Origin of the sequence: Maritimibacter fusiformis (genome assembly GCF_008086115.1) — a bacterium.
Lineage (GTDB): Bacteria > Pseudomonadota > Alphaproteobacteria > Rhodobacterales > Rhodobacteraceae > Muriiphilus > Muriiphilus fusiformis.
Window position 1 is genome coordinate 239,255 of the sequence record NZ_VSIY01000009.1, and the last position, 13,170, is coordinate 252,424.

The window sequence follows — 13,170 nt, forward strand, 5'->3', positions numbered from 1 at the left end:
AATGCCTTTGTTCACTGGCGTGGTGCCGCCCGTCGTCACCCCCCTCAACCCCGATTTCACCGTCGACTTCGCGTCGTTCGAGGCCGCGCTCAATCACCTGGTCGACGCCGGTGTGCATGGTGTTTTCGTCCTCGGATCGACCGGCGAAGTGGTGTTCCACGACGCCGAGATCCGGGCGCGCATCATCGACCATGCGATCAAGACCGTCGCGGGCCGGGTGCCGGTGCTGGTCGGCGCCATCGACATGACCACCGACCGTGTGATTAGCCATGCCCGCACCGCCGCCTCTGCCGGCGCCGATGCTGTCGTGGTCACCGCGCCGTTCTACACCCGCACCAACCAGGCCGAGACCATCGACCATTTCCATTATGTCAGGGAAGCGGTCGACCTGCCCGTGGTCGGCTATGACATCCCGGTCTGCGTCGGGATGAAGCTGACCCGTGATACCATCAACACGCTGGCGCGCGACGGCACGTTGGCGGGGCTCAAGGATTCGTCGGGCGACGACGCGGCGCTGCGCTACGTGCTGTCGGACCTCAAGGATCTCGACGGGTTCTTCGGCATGACCGGGTCGGAGATCATGGTGGACACCGCGCTGTCGATGGGCGCGCACGGGGTCGTGCCCGGCCTCGCCAACGTCGATCCGCATGGCTATGTCGAGCTGTGGAACAAGGTGCAGGCCGGTGACCTGACCGGCGCGCGGCAGGTTCAGGAGCGCCTGTGCCGCCTGTTCGAGATCGTCTGGATCGCCGCCGGGCGCACCAGCGCCGGGGCCGCGGGCGTCGGGTCGTTCAAGACCGCGATGCGCGAGATGGGGATCATCGCCACCAACACCATGGCCCGTCCGGCACGCCTGCTGAACGACGACGAAACCGCGAAGATCCGCGCCATTCTCGGTGCCTCCGGGCTGATCGGCTAGGCCATGGAAACCCCGATCCTCGAAATAACCGATTTGCGGCCGGTGTTTCGCTCCGGCGGCAAGGAGGTGGCGGCGGTGCGCGGCCTCGACCTGACGGTCGGCCCCGGCGAGACTGTGGCGCTGGTCGGCGAGTCGGGGTGCGGCAAATCGGTGACAAGCCTGTCGGTGATGGGCTTGCTTCCACGCGGGATCGGGCGGATCGACCGGGGACGCATCCTGCTGAAACGCCGCTCGGGAGAGGTGGTCGATCTGACCGCGATCGAGCCGGAGGCGCTGCGCCGGATACGCGGCAACGAGATCGGCATGATCTTTCAGGAGCCGATGACCTCGCTCAACCCGGTCTATTCCGTCGGCGAACAGATCGCCGAGCCGATGCGCATCCACCTTGGCTATTCCCGCCGCGAGGCGGCCGCCCACGCGGTCCGGCTGCTCGAGGATGTGGGCATTCCCGACCCCGACCGGCGCGCGCGCCAGTATCCGCACGAATTGTCCGGCGGGATGCGCCAGCGCGTCACCATCGCGATGGCGCTGGCCTGCAATCCGCAGCTTCTGATCGCGGATGAGCCGACCACGGCACTGGACGTGACCATCCAGGCGCAGATCCTCGATCTTCTGGCCGCGATCCAGAAGGAACGCGGGATGGGCATTCTGTTCGTCACCCACGACCTGGGCGTGGTCGCGGAAATCGCCGACCGGGTGGCGGTGATGTATGCGGGCCGGATCGTCGAGACCGGACCGGTCACCGAGATTTTCGCCCACCCCCGCCATCCCTATACCGCCGGGCTGCTGCGCTCGGTGCCGCAGCTTGGCCGGGGCGGCGAACTCCGCGAGGCGGGCACGCCGCTTCCGACCATTCCCGGCAGCGTCCCGGCGCTGAGCGACCTGCCGAAGGGCTGTTCGTTCGCCAACCGCTGCGACTTCGTCACCGACGCCTGCCGCGAGGCGGTGCCGCCGCTGATCGACGTGGCCCCGGGGCGGCGCAGCCGCTGCATCAGATGGGAAGAGCTATGACCGACACCCAACCCTATCTTTCCGTCGAACACCTGTCCAAACAGTTCAGCTCGGGCGCGTTCTCGAGGGCGCCGGACGTGAAGGTGCTGCGCGACATCTCGTTTCAGATGATGCATGGGCAGGTTGTCGGGCTGGTCGGTGAATCCGGCTCGGGCAAGACCACCATTGGCCGCTCGATCCTGCGTCTGATCGAGCCGACCGCGGGCCGCGTGACGATGGGGGGCGTCGACGTTACCGCTCTGTCGGCGCGCGAGTTGCGCAAGCAGCGGCGCAAGATGCAGTATATTTTTCAGGACCCCTACAGCAGCCTGTCGCCGCGGATGAGCATCGGCCAGATCCTGACCGAAGGGCTCGAGATCCAACGCATCGGCACCGCCGCCGAGCGCCGCGCGCGCGCCCGCGACGCGCTGGCAGCGGTCGACCTGCCGGTCGATGCCTACGACCGCTATGCGCACGAGTTTTCAGGCGGTCAGCGTCAGCGGATCGGCATCGCCCGCGCGCTGGTGTTCGACCCCGATTTCATCGTCGCGGACGAGCCGGTTTCGGCGCTGGACGTTTCGATCCAGGCGCAGGTGATCAATCTGATCCGCGACCTCCAGCAGCGCCTGAACCTCACGATGCTGTTCATCTCGCACGATCTGGCGGTGGTCGAATACATCTGCGACGTGGTCATCGTGCTCTACCTTGGCCGGATCATGGAAATGGCCCCGGCGGCGGAGCTTTATGCCAGCCCGGCGCACCCCTATACGCGCGCACTGTTGTCGGCGGCGCCCTCGACAAATCTGGAACGGAAGGTCGAGCGTCAGAAACTCACCGGCGACATTCCCAGCCCGTCGAACCCGCCGTCCGGCTGCGTGTTCCGCACCCGCTGCCCCTTTGCCATCGACGCCTGTGCCGCCGAAGTGCCCGCCCTGCGCGAGATTGCGCCGGGCCACACCCGCGCCTGCATACGCGAGGATATTCTCTGACCCGGGCGCGCCCTGCCCTGCCAACCAGTTGCCGGAGGTGACGACATGAACCTGCTCGAACGTCTGCGCGGCGGTCTGGTCGCATCCTGCCAGCCTGTCGACGATGGGCCGATGGACCGCCCCGAGATCGTCGCCGCGATGGCTCAGGCGGCGGTCGCCGGGGGCGCGGCGGGGTTGCGGATCGAGGGGGTCGAGAACCTGCGTGCAACAAGGCCGCATGTCGATGTGCCGATCATCGCCATCGTCAAGCGTGACCTGCCCGACAGCCCGGTGCGCATCACCACCACCATCGCGGACGCCCGGGCGCTGATCGAGGCCGGGGCCGATATCGTCGCCTATGACGCCACCCCGCGCCCGCGCACCGACGCGCGCGACGACATCCTCGCGGCGATCATCGCCGGAGGCGCGCTTGCCATGGCCGATTGCGCGACCCGCGCCGACGCGGAAGCCGCGCTGGCGGGCGGGGCGGCGATCGTGGGCACGACCCTGTCAGGCTACACCGCCGAGACCGAAGGCAAGGGTGACGGCCCCGATCTCGACCTGATCCGCGCCTTTCGCGACCTAGGCGGTTTCGTCATGGCCGAGGGACGCATCGACACGCCGGAGCTTGCCGCCCAGGCCATGCGCGCCGGGGCCGATGCGGTCACCGTGGGCAGCGCGCTGACGCGGCTGGAAATCGTCACAGGCCGTTTTGCCCACGCTGTGCGGGACGCGAAATGAGCCGGGGGTTCGCGGTCGACCTCGGCGGCACCAAGATCGCCGCCGCGCGCATCGAGGACGGACGGATCGTGCAGCGGCATCAGGCCGATACCGATGGCAAGGCCGGTCTCGACGCTCAGATCGCGGCCATGGCGGACCTGCTGGCGCAACTGGGCTATGCGCCCGGCGACCGGCTGGGCGTGGTGGTGGCCGGCCGCGTCGATGCCGAGGGACGCTGGCAGGCGGTGAATGCCGCGACCCTGCCGGGGATCGGGGGCGTGCCGCTTCTGGACCGGCTGCGCGACCGCTTTGGCGGCGACATCACAGTCGGCAACGACGCCGCCGCCGCCGCCCTGGCCGAGGCACGGCTGGGCGCGGGCAAGGGCGTCGAACACTTCGCCTATCTCACCGTCTCGACCGGCGTTGGCGGCGGGGTGGTGCTGGGCGACCGCCTGCTTGCCAGCCGCAACGGACTGGCTGGCCATGTCGGTTTCGTCTCGTCCCCGCTTGGCGACGATCGCTGCGGATCGGGTCGGCGGGGGACGGTTGAATCCACCGCCTCGGGCCGCGCCATCGCGGCGGCTGCCGGCACCGCGGACGCCAGGGCCGCCTTTGCCGCCGACACCGACCGCGCGCGCACCGCTATCGACCGCTCCGCCGCCGCCGTCGCGCGGCTCTGCGCCGATCTCACCAGCATCTTCGGGCTGGACCGTGTCGCCATCGGCGGCGGTGTCGGGCTGGCCGAAGGCTACCTTCCCAGGGTCCGGGCCCACCTTGCGGCGGAGCCGCCCCTGTTCCGGGTCGAGGTCGTGCCGGCCAGCCTGGGGCACGACAGCGCGCTTCTTGGGGCCTTGCTGACCGACACCGACCTGTCCTGACGAGACCAGCGCCGCGCGCCAGATCTCAGGCTTGCAGCACGCCCGACTTCTTGGCCGCGTGTGTCGCAAGCGCATCCATCAAGGCAGGCGACAGACAGTCGTAGGGTTCGAGCCCGATCTTCTTCAACTGGGCCCGGATGCCGTCCATCGCGTCGGGTTTGGTGCCGCCCTCGATGACCGAGGACACGAAGGCCGCGAACTCCGGTGCGGCCCAGCCCTTGTCCTTGCTCAGTTCGACGTGGATGAAATCAAGCCCGTGGAACGCATGGCCCTGGTCCTCGATCCGCCCGAACAGGTGGACGCCGCAGTCCCTGCAGGCGTGGCGCTGGATCGTTGCCTTGTCGTCGACGATCTTCAGCTTGTCGCCATTGGCGGTCACGCTGACCTTGTCGCGCGGCACGACCGCCACGACCGAAAAGATCGCGCCCTCGGGTTTCCAGCATTTGGTGCAGCCGCAGGCATGGTTGTGCAGGCACTGGCTGTCGACCCGCACGGTCACGGGGTCTTTTGCGCATTTGCAGCTGAGGGTGCCGCCCTGGAAGTCCTTGCTTCCGGCCACCAGACCGTTGTCGATGGAGGGGTGAAGTTTGATCGTGCCGGCCATTCCATATCTCCCTGGTTAGTATCTGGTCATGAAATCAATGGATCGCCACGGTCGGGGTGAACGTGTCTTGTGACGTGAGGTCGGACCCGGGACGTTCAGGCCAACCGCGGTCAGGTCCACCCGCACAGGCAGATTGCCCGCGGCGACAGCGGCGGCGGCACGTGTATGCATTGAATTCCCCCCGGATCGGGCCTCCGATCCTGCCCGAATCCTTATCACATTTTGAGACCGAAATCCATTCTGCGATAATCCCGCGCCGGCATTTCCGGCGCTGGCATTGCCGAACGCGAGCCGGATATCTGCGCGCGATCACGCATGACTTTCGGAGGCACCGGCATGGCGCCTCCGCTGGAGCCCGAAAGGGCTATGCCGGCCTATTCGGCCGGGGCGGCCTTCGGCGGCGAGGCCACCACGCCCTCTCCGATGCGGCGTGCCTTGGACACGTCGATCAGGAAGATCACCATCGACAGCGCCAGGCACAGACCGAAGAACAGGATGAGATAGCCGTAGATCATCCAGCCCTCCTGGTTCCACGAGGCAAAGCGGCGGGGCATCCCGGCGGCGCCGGCGGCCAGGAAGGCATAGCTGACGCCGATGGCACCGACCGTGAACAGGATCACGAACCATTTGCCGCGCATCGGGTCCAGCACCCGCCCGGTGAGCACCGGGTAGTGGTGCAGCAGGACGCCCATCCACATCATCGACATGGCAATCAGAACCGCCATCGTATGGCCGGCCTGCCACATCGTGCCGTGAAGCTGGAACGAGAACGCGACGTTCGAGGTCACGATCGCGCTGGCGCCGTCAAGGATGTAGAGCGTGAACCCCATCAGCACAGCCATAATGCCGGCTTCGGGACGCAGCCCATGCTTGATGATCGTCATCGCCACGGTAAAGATCGTGATCGCCGCACCGATCGCGGTGCCCCAACTCATGATGTTGCCGTGGTAACTCAGCGCCGATGGCAGGGCTGGGAACATCGTGTAGAAGTGGTGGAAGAACGATGTGACCGAGGTCAGCAGCAGGATCCACAGCGCGAGGTTGGCCGCCTTGGTGCTGTAAAGCTTGCGGGTGCCGTCCGCCAGATACAGCGGCAGCGTCGCATAGACCGCCGAGATGACCATGATCGCCATGGCTTCCATCAGGTTGTGCGCGAAGATGTAGAACACGAACTGGAAGACCAGCGGGTCCGTGGCCCATCCGACCCAGGCAAACGGGATGATGTGATACAGCGCCAGCAGAACCGCGCTTGCCACGATCAACAGGGGCATGCCCATGATCAGCAGCACGAAGGCTGCCATCGCCATGCCCAGCATTCCCGGATCGCCAAGCGTGCGCCGGCTGAGAACCAGCTCTTCGCGCTCTTTGCCGAAGAACATCAGCTTGATGGTCAGCACCGGGTACAGAAGGATCACCGTCAGCAGGATGCCCGCGATGCCGGTGAAACCGATCACCACCGAGGTCATGCTCCACTGGCCGGTTTCGACACCGACGATCGGCAGCGGATACATCACGGCATAGCTGATCTTCAGGCCCATAAGGATGGCGATGGTGAAAAGAATGCCGCCGATGTTCATGCACCAGAACGCAGCCGCGGGAAGCCATCCGGTGAGCGGTTTGCCAAGGCACCCCGCCGCGCGGTGAAGTCCGACGCCCATCATCAGTTGGAACACATACGGAAAGGCCATCGCCGCCCCGTGGGCGGTGACCGCCGTGTAGAACAGGCTGGCGTCCAGCCCCAGCATCTGGGTCAGCGGCATCGAGATGCCCAGAAGCACCGCGACCGAGAACCAGATGAAAGAGGCCATGATCATGGCCGCTGGCCATGCGTTGATATCGTGCAGCTCGGGTTCGCCTTCGAGCTTGAACATGCGTCCAAATACCGGAACGCTGGCTACCATTGTGGATGCCATCGACATTTCGTTTCCTCCCTGTTCCCTTAGCTTGCGGACGCGGTGACGATGATCTCGTCACTCATTTCGTGATGCGACATGCCGCAATATTCCAGACAGCGCACCTTGTAGGTGCCCGGCTCGTCGAAGGTGTAGATCAGCGACGACCGGCCCACGCCCGGGATCAGCATCATGGTGAACAGAATGTGTCCGTCGGGGTGATACACCGCGAACCCGTGCACCGTGTCCAGGCTCTGCGCATTGAAGCGCACCGGCTTGCCGGCCTCGAATTCCTGGGCCGACATGTCGTAATACCAGGACTGCGCGTCGACGGTGACATCGGTAACCGCAACGCCGCTCGCGGCAGCGCGCGCGCTGTAGACGGCCGGAAAGAACTTGATGGATGCCAGGTTGATGATCAGAAAAAGCGCGATCGCCAGCGCAAGCCAACTGCTGCGCCATCTCGCGACGCTGCTGTCGGAAATGGCACTGGGCGCGGTGTTGACGTAGGCCTTGCGGAAAACGATCGTCAGGAAAACCACGAGAAACGGGATCTGGAACAGAAGCAGCACGCCAAATGCGCCCCATCCAGATTGATAGACGAAATCAAGCACGGTAGTCCCTCCTTGTTGTGTAGGTCAAAGCGACCGGGACGGCCATTTCAGCTCTTTTCTCCCCGGTGGCCGAATGTCGTGTCAGTCGAGCGTCATGTATCCTCCTTGTCTGTCATTGCTTGCGCCGCCGCGCTCATGCGGCGAATTCGAAGAGGTTCTGGGTGGCGTTCAGCACCGCGCCTTTTGCCTTGGCGTGAAGGTATTCGCCCACGGTCGGAAAACCGTGCGTGTGGATGTGCTTGCTGAACGACACGATACCCAGTGAATAGACGACACCCGCGCGGCCCACGATAACGGGTGCCGCGATACTGGTGATGCCGGGGTCGATTTCCTCGTCGCAGATCGCGTAGCCGCGTTCGCGCGTCAGGGCGAGTTCGCGTTGGATCGCATCCTTGTCGACCAGCGTCTTGTCGGTGAACGCCTCGAAGTCGTCACCCATGATCGCCGCCGCCTTCGCCTCCGGCAAGAACGCCAGGATTGCGCGCGAGGCCGAACACGCGTGGGCGGGGCGCACGCCGCTGCCGGGATGGACATAGCCCGATTTCGTATCGCAGGGCGCCACCGAATGCACGACCTCGACCGATGTGCCGTCAAGCCGCGCCAGGAACGCCGATGCCCCCCAGGTATTGGCGGTGCAGGCCAGGGTTTCCTGGAAACCGGCGATGATCTGGTTGGTGCTGGCCCCGGCGATCATCGTGCGCAGGAAGGCCGATGTCACCTCGATCGTGGCCCCGTCCGCCGAGCGGGACAGGACGTTTTCCTCTTCCAGCGACTTGATCAGGCGATAGACGCTGGCGCGCGGCACGCCGATCCGTTCCGCGATCTCGGTCGGGGTCAGGGGGCCTTCGGCCTTGGCGACGGCGCGAACGATGTTCAGCGCTCGGGTGACTGACATATTCTCATCTCTTGCAATTCGTTATCGTATGGTGATCATACGTATCTTGTTTACGTCAAATCAAGCTATTTGGTAGTGACTGACCCATGACCTGCCAGCTTTGCGGATTACCTACACCATCGCCGCCCTTCGAGGCGGATGGAAAAATCTTCTGCTGCCCGGGTTGTCGTCAGGTTTTTCTGAGTTTTGGCGAGGATATCCTGGCCAATCGCAAGGCGACCGACCGCGCCGAGCCCGGCGAAAAGGTCGAGGGTGCCGAGGCGTTTCTGCGCATCGAGGGGATGCATTGTTCGTCCTGCGAAGTGCTTATCGACCACATGGCGGAAAGAATCGACGGCATTCACGAGGTGCGATCAAGCTACGCGACCTCGACGGCGCGGGTGAGCTATGACCCCGAAAAGGTCAATGCCGCCGATCTGCCGGAACTGCTCAGCACGGCGGGCTACAAGGTGACGCCACGCTCGCAACCACGCGCGGCCCGCGACAGCAACCTTGCGCTCTTGCGGGTGGTCGCGGTCACGTCGCTGGCCTCCGTGGTGATGATGCTCAACCTGGCCTTTTTCTATCCCTCGCACCTGGGCCTGGTCGACGCCGCCGATCTGGAGCCGGTGCATTGGCTGGCCTATGTCGCGGCCCCGCTGGCCATCTTCGTGCTGACAAGCGTGATGGTCGGCTATGTCGGATTGCCGATCTACCGCGGTGCGCTCGTGGGGCTGCGTGCGGGCGTTCTGAACATGGACAACCTCTTGGCCATCGCGATCCTGTCCGCCTATGCCTATTCCTCGATCCAGTATTTCCGCGGCAATCTGGACGAGTTGTATTTCGACGTTGCCGCCGCGATCCTGACGGTCGTGACCGTCGGGCGCTATTTCGAAGCCGGCGCGCGCGAGACCGCCTCGCACGAGCTCGAAGCGCTGATGGACGCCTGGACGCCGGTGGCCCGCGTCACCCGTGACGGTCGCCAGAAGATCGTGCCGCTGGACGAGTTGCACCCCGGCGAGCCGTTTTCGGTGGGACCGGGCGAGGCGATCCCACTGGACGGGATCATCCAGCGCGGCAGCGCCGCCGTGGATGCCTCGCTCCTGACCGGCGAGCCCTTCCCGGTCCGCCTTGGCGTCGGCGACCGCGCCCAGGGCGGGACCATCGTGGTCGAGGGCGAAATCACCCTGGTCGCGGATGCCGAGGCGGAAAGCCAGCTCGAAGCGCTCACCCGCATCCTGTGGGACGTGCAAAGCTCGACCGTCGGGGCGCGCGGCTTTGCCGACCGGGTGGCACGGGCCTTCGTGCCGGCGGTGCTGATGCTGGCGGCGACCGTGTCGATCTGGGTGTTCGCTTCGGGCGGCGGGCTGCGCGCGGCGGTGCTGATCGGGCTGACCACGCTGATCGTGTCCTGCCCCTGCACCTTCGGTCTGGCAACTCCACTGGCCACCGCCGCCGGTGTTTCGGCGGCGCTGAGGCGCGGCATCATCTTCACCAGTGCCGACATTTTCGACCGACCGCGCATGTTCGACACGATCATCTTCGACAAGACCGGCACGCTGTCCACGGGCGAGATGTCGGTGGTCAGCCATGTCGGCCCGCCCGAGGCGATTGCGCGGGCCGCCGCTGTCGAGCGGCGCTCGCGCCACCCCATCGCCGAAGCCATTGCCCGGCTGGACCAGTCGCTCGAAGCCACCGAGATCGAGCCGCACCCAGGCCGCGGCGTCGTCGCGTCGGTCGACGGCGTGCGCGTCGCGGTGGGAAGCCGGCAGTTGTTCGCCAACCTCGGCTGGGAGATCCCCGACGCGCTGCGCGCCGCGATTTCCGGCGACAAGCCCGGCGAGGATGTCGTGTCCTTCGTCGGCTGGGAGGGCCGCGCGCACGGCGCCTTCAAGACGCGCGATACCGAGCGGGCGGGCTGGCGCGACATCGTCGAGCGGGCGCGCCGCAACACCCGTGTCGTGCTGCTGTCCGGGGCGGAACACGCGCATGGCTACGAGGATGCCTTTGACGAGGTGCATCTGGGCGTGCCGCCCGAGGCGAAGGCCGCCATCGTGCGCCACTACCGGGGCGAAGGGACCGTCGCGATGATCGGTGACGGCTCGAACGACGCCCCGGCACTGGCCGAGGCCGATCTGAGCGTCGCCTTCGGCACGCCGACCGCCCTGGCCGCCGAGGCCGCCGATATCGTCATTCCGGGCGATGACCTGAACTCGATCCCCGACGCGTTCATGCTCGCCGCAGTCACGCGCCGCCGGATCAAGCAGAACCTCGGCTGGGCATTGCTTTATAACGCGACCGCCATTCCGCTGGCCGTGCTGGGGCTGTTGAACCCGCTGTTCGCGGCGCTGGCCATGTCATCGAGCAGCCTGCTGGTGGTCTGGAATTCGACCCGCGGCCTGCCCAAGCCCGCGACGATCCTGACTGCCGAACCGCCCGCCGACTCCACCCGCAACAAGGCGAGACTCGCCCGGCTATAGCCACGAAGGTAGCCCACCTGCATGCAATTCGACCTCGCTACCGCGTTCATGATCGGTCTGTTCGGCCTGACCCATTGCCTGGGCATGTGCGGCGGCATCGTGGGCGCCCTGGATGTCGGCATCGACCCGAAACCGTTGCGCGCGGGCGGGCGCATGCGGTTTCACCTGAGCTACAACGCCGGCCGGATCACCAGCTATGCCTTTGCCGGTGTGATCGCGGGTCTGCTCGGTGCGCTCGCGGCCACGGCCAGCTACGGAAACGCGCTGCCGATCGGTCGGATGATCGCCGGGTTGATGATGATCGCGCTGGGGCTCTACCTGGCGGGCTGGTGGCGGGCGATCACCGTGCTGGAAAAGGGCGGACAGAGCCTGTGGAACAGGATCGAGCCGCTGGGTCGCGGCTTCCTGCCGGTCACATCGACGGTGCAGGCCTTCGGGCTTGGGCTGATCTGGGGCTGGCTTCCCTGCGGGCTGGTCTATTCGGCGCTGGCCCTAGCCATGGCCTCGGCGTCACCTTTCAGCGGCGCCCTGATCATGGCCGCCTTCGGCCTTGGCACATTGCCCGCGCTCCTGTCCTTCGGCACCTTCGCAGGCGCACTGCGCAAATGGGTGCGCCACCCCTTGCTCCGTCAGGCGAGCGGCCTGCTGATCGTTCTGTTCGGGATCTATACCGTCGTGATGGCACTGCAGGGCCAGGCGCATGGTCATGCACCCGGACACTGACGGCTGAGCAATACGGCCATACGTCTCCGTATGGGTTTTCGCCGCGCGGGTGGATCGCTTGCCGCGCCGAACTCGCGCCCCTGGCCACCTGCACGCGGTCGCGAAAACCCATTGCACACACGCCTTTGACCGTCTATCGACGATTGACGAAAAGAGGGGCTGCGGATGCGCGATACAGATGAAGACATCGCTGAACTGGCACGGGCGCTGGCGCATCCGGCCCGCCTGCGCATCCTTCGCCTTCTGCTGGCCACCCCCGGCTGCATCGGCGGCGATATCGTTGCGGCGGTTGGTCTGGCCCAATCCACGGTGTCCGAGCATCTGCGCATCCTCAAGGCCGCAGGCGTCATCACCGGCGAGATCTCGGGCCCGCGCATCTGCTATGCGCTGAACCCCGCCGCGCTGGCACCGCTGGTCGCATTCATCGATACGCTGGCCCCGCCCGCCGGGGATGCCTGTCACGTGCCGGATGAAAGGGACACCGCATGAGCCTGTTCGAACGCTGGCTGAGCCTTTGGGTCGGGTTGTGCATCGTGGCCGGGCTGGCTCTCGGCTCCCTCGCCCCCGGCGTGTTCGGCGCGCTGGCCGGGCTGGAATACGCATCGGTCAACCTTGTCGTCGCCGTCCTGATCTGGGCGATGGTCTATCCGATGATGATCGCCGTCGATTTCAGCTCATTGAAATCCGTCGGACAGCGCCCCAAGGGTCTGATCATCACGCTGGTGATCAACTGGCTGGTCAAGCCGTTCACGATGGCCGCGCTTGCGGTCCTGTTCTTCGACCATGTCTTTGCCGGGCTGATCGACCCCGAGCGCGCACCCGAATACATCGCGGGGCTGATCATCCTGGGGGCCGCCCCCTGCACGGCGATGGTTTTCGTCTGGTCGCAATTGACCCGGGGCGATCCGAACTACACGCTGGTGCAGGTCTCGGTGAACGACCTGATCATGGTGGTGGCCTTCGCGCCGATCGTGGCCTTTCTGCTGGGCGTCACCGACATCAGCGTGCCGTGGGAGACGCTGATCCTGTCGGTCGCGCTTTATGTCGTCATTCCGCTGATCGCGGGGGCGCTCACCCGGCGCGCGCTGATCGCACGGGGTGGCGAGGCGGCGGTGGCGGCGTTCACCGCGCGGATCAAGCCGGCCTCGATCGTCGGGCTCCTGCTGACCGTGGTGCTCCTGTTCGGTTTCCAGGGGCCGGTGATCCTCGCACAACCGATCCTGATCGCGCTGATCGCGGCGCCGATCCTGGTCCAGTCCTACGGCATCTTCGCCATCGCCTACGCCTGGGCCTGGGCCTGGCGGGTGCCGCACAAGGTCGCCGCCCCCTGCGCGTTGATCGGCACGTCGAATTTCTTTGAACTGGCGGTGGCGGTGGCGATCGGGTTGTTCGGGCTGAACTCCGGCGCGGCGCTGGCCACCGTGGTCGGCGTGCTGGTCGAGGTGCCGGTGATGCTGAGCCTCGTCGCCATCGCGAACCGGACACGGGCGCGGTTCCCGGGCTGACCC

13 protein-coding genes are annotated in these 13,170 nt (G+C 66.1%); 9 read left to right on the forward strand and 4 right to left on the reverse strand.

The window, feature by feature from the left end; genetic code table 11:
* Nucleotide 1: 1 nt before the first annotated feature.
* The 5 genes from FVF75_RS11755 to FVF75_RS11775 are packed head-to-tail and all read left to right on the forward strand — an operon-like array spanning nt 2 to nt 4,475.
* On the forward strand, nt 2-919 hold the full coding sequence (locus tag FVF75_RS11755; RefSeq protein ID WP_148378169.1) for a dihydrodipicolinate synthase family protein: 918 nt from the start codon (nt 2-4) through the stop codon (nt 917-919).
* Between the two features lie 3 nt (nt 920-922).
* Complete coding sequence (locus tag FVF75_RS11760) at nt 923-1,930, forward strand: ABC transporter ATP-binding protein (protein WP_148378170.1); 1,008 nt, start codon at nt 923-925, stop codon at nt 1,928-1,930.
* Nucleotides 1,927-2,898 (forward strand): ABC transporter ATP-binding protein, encoded by a 972-nt coding sequence (locus FVF75_RS11765; RefSeq protein WP_148378171.1) that lies wholly within the window; start codon nt 1,927-1,929, stop codon nt 2,896-2,898. Before FVF75_RS11760 ends, FVF75_RS11765 begins: the two co-directional genes overlap by 4 nt.
* 45 nt (nt 2,899-2,943) lie before the next feature.
* A complete protein-coding gene (locus FVF75_RS11770; RefSeq protein WP_148378172.1) occupies nt 2,944-3,618 on the forward strand; it encodes an N-acetylmannosamine-6-phosphate 2-epimerase in 675 nt (224 codons plus the stop codon).
* A complete protein-coding gene (locus tag FVF75_RS11775; protein ID WP_148378173.1) occupies nt 3,615-4,475 on the forward strand; it encodes an ROK family protein in 861 nt (286 codons plus the stop codon). The genes FVF75_RS11770 and FVF75_RS11775 overlap by 4 nt, the downstream gene beginning before the upstream one ends.
* 25 nt (nt 4,476-4,500) lie before the next feature.
* Here the strand turns inward: FVF75_RS11775 and gfa are convergent, their stop codons facing one another.
* The 4 genes from gfa to FVF75_RS11795 all read right to left on the reverse strand — a co-directional run bounded on the left by gfa (nt 4,501) and on the right by FVF75_RS11795 (nt 8,480).
* Nucleotides 4,501-5,079 (reverse strand): S-(hydroxymethyl)glutathione synthase, encoded by a 579-nt coding sequence (gene gfa / locus FVF75_RS11780; RefSeq protein ID WP_148378174.1) that lies wholly within the window; start codon nt 5,077-5,079, stop codon nt 4,501-4,503.
* 374 nt (nt 5,080-5,453) lie between these two features.
* The gene (locus tag FVF75_RS11785) at nt 5,454-6,992 is read right to left on the reverse strand and encodes a cbb3-type cytochrome c oxidase subunit I (RefSeq protein ID WP_187393052.1); all 1,539 of its coding nucleotides are present in this window, start codon (nt 6,990-6,992) and stop codon (nt 5,454-5,456) included.
* 26 nt (nt 6,993-7,018) lie between these two features.
* A complete protein-coding gene (locus FVF75_RS11790) occupies nt 7,019-7,585 on the reverse strand; it encodes a cupredoxin domain-containing protein (RefSeq protein ID WP_148378176.1) in 567 nt (188 codons plus the stop codon).
* 133 nt (nt 7,586-7,718) lie between these two features.
* On the reverse strand, nt 7,719-8,480 hold the full coding sequence (locus FVF75_RS11795; RefSeq protein WP_148378177.1) for an IclR family transcriptional regulator: 762 nt from the start codon (nt 8,478-8,480) through the stop codon (nt 7,719-7,721).
* An 86-nt stretch (nt 8,481-8,566) separates the two neighbouring features.
* Here FVF75_RS11795 and FVF75_RS11800 point away from each other — a divergent pair, with 86 nt between their 5' ends.
* The 4 genes from FVF75_RS11800 to arsB all read left to right on the forward strand — a co-directional run bounded on the left by FVF75_RS11800 (nt 8,567) and on the right by arsB (nt 13,167).
* The gene (locus FVF75_RS11800) at nt 8,567-10,939 is read left to right on the forward strand and encodes a heavy metal translocating P-type ATPase (RefSeq protein WP_148378178.1); all 2,373 of its coding nucleotides are present in this window, start codon (nt 8,567-8,569) and stop codon (nt 10,937-10,939) included.
* Between the two features lie 21 nt (nt 10,940-10,960).
* Nucleotides 10,961-11,662: a sulfite exporter TauE/SafE family protein gene (locus tag FVF75_RS11805; RefSeq protein WP_148378179.1), complete on the forward strand. Its 702-nt coding sequence runs from the start codon at nt 10,961-10,963 to the stop codon at nt 11,660-11,662.
* A gap of 165 nt (nt 11,663-11,827) precedes the next feature.
* The gene (locus FVF75_RS11810) at nt 11,828-12,151 is read left to right on the forward strand and encodes an ArsR/SmtB family transcription factor (RefSeq protein WP_148378180.1); all 324 of its coding nucleotides are present in this window, start codon (nt 11,828-11,830) and stop codon (nt 12,149-12,151) included.
* The gene (gene arsB / locus FVF75_RS11815) at nt 12,148-13,167 is read left to right on the forward strand and encodes an ACR3 family arsenite efflux transporter (RefSeq protein ID WP_148378181.1); all 1,020 of its coding nucleotides are present in this window, start codon (nt 12,148-12,150) and stop codon (nt 13,165-13,167) included. The genes FVF75_RS11810 and arsB overlap by 4 nt, the downstream gene beginning before the upstream one ends.
* Nucleotides 13,168-13,170: the final 3 nt, after the last annotated feature.

Excerpts from the sequence above, each read along its gene's own strand:
- FVF75_RS11755 (WP_148378169.1), top strand. The coding sequence starts at position 2 with ATGCCTTTGTTCACTGGCGTGGTGCCGCCCGTCGTCACCCCCCTCAAC.
- FVF75_RS11760 (WP_148378170.1), top strand. The coding sequence starts at position 923 with ATGGAAACCCCGATCCTCGAAATAACCGATTTGCGGCCGGTGTTTCGC.
- FVF75_RS11765 (WP_148378171.1), top strand. The coding sequence starts at position 1,927 with ATGACCGACACCCAACCCTATCTTTCCGTCGAACACCTGTCCAAACAG.
- FVF75_RS11770 (WP_148378172.1), top strand. The coding sequence starts at position 2,944 with ATGAACCTGCTCGAACGTCTGCGCGGCGGTCTGGTCGCATCCTGCCAG.
- FVF75_RS11775 (WP_148378173.1), top strand. The coding sequence starts at position 3,615 with ATGAGCCGGGGGTTCGCGGTCGACCTCGGCGGCACCAAGATCGCCGCC.
- gfa (WP_148378174.1), bottom strand. The coding sequence starts at position 5,079 with ATGGCCGGCACGATCAAACTTCACCCCTCCATCGACAACGGTCTGGTG.
- FVF75_RS11785 (WP_187393052.1), bottom strand. The coding sequence starts at position 6,992 with ATGGCATCCACAATGGTAGCCAGCGTTCCGGTATTTGGACGCATGTTC.
- FVF75_RS11795 (WP_148378177.1), bottom strand. The coding sequence starts at position 8,480 with ATGTCAGTCACCCGAGCGCTGAACATCGTTCGCGCCGTCGCCAAGGCC.
- FVF75_RS11800 (WP_148378178.1), top strand. The coding sequence starts at position 8,567 with ATGACCTGCCAGCTTTGCGGATTACCTACACCATCGCCGCCCTTCGAG.
- FVF75_RS11805 (WP_148378179.1), top strand. The coding sequence starts at position 10,961 with ATGCAATTCGACCTCGCTACCGCGTTCATGATCGGTCTGTTCGGCCTG.
- FVF75_RS11810 (WP_148378180.1), top strand. The coding sequence starts at position 11,828 with ATGCGCGATACAGATGAAGACATCGCTGAACTGGCACGGGCGCTGGCG.
- arsB (WP_148378181.1), top strand. The coding sequence starts at position 12,148 with ATGAGCCTGTTCGAACGCTGGCTGAGCCTTTGGGTCGGGTTGTGCATC.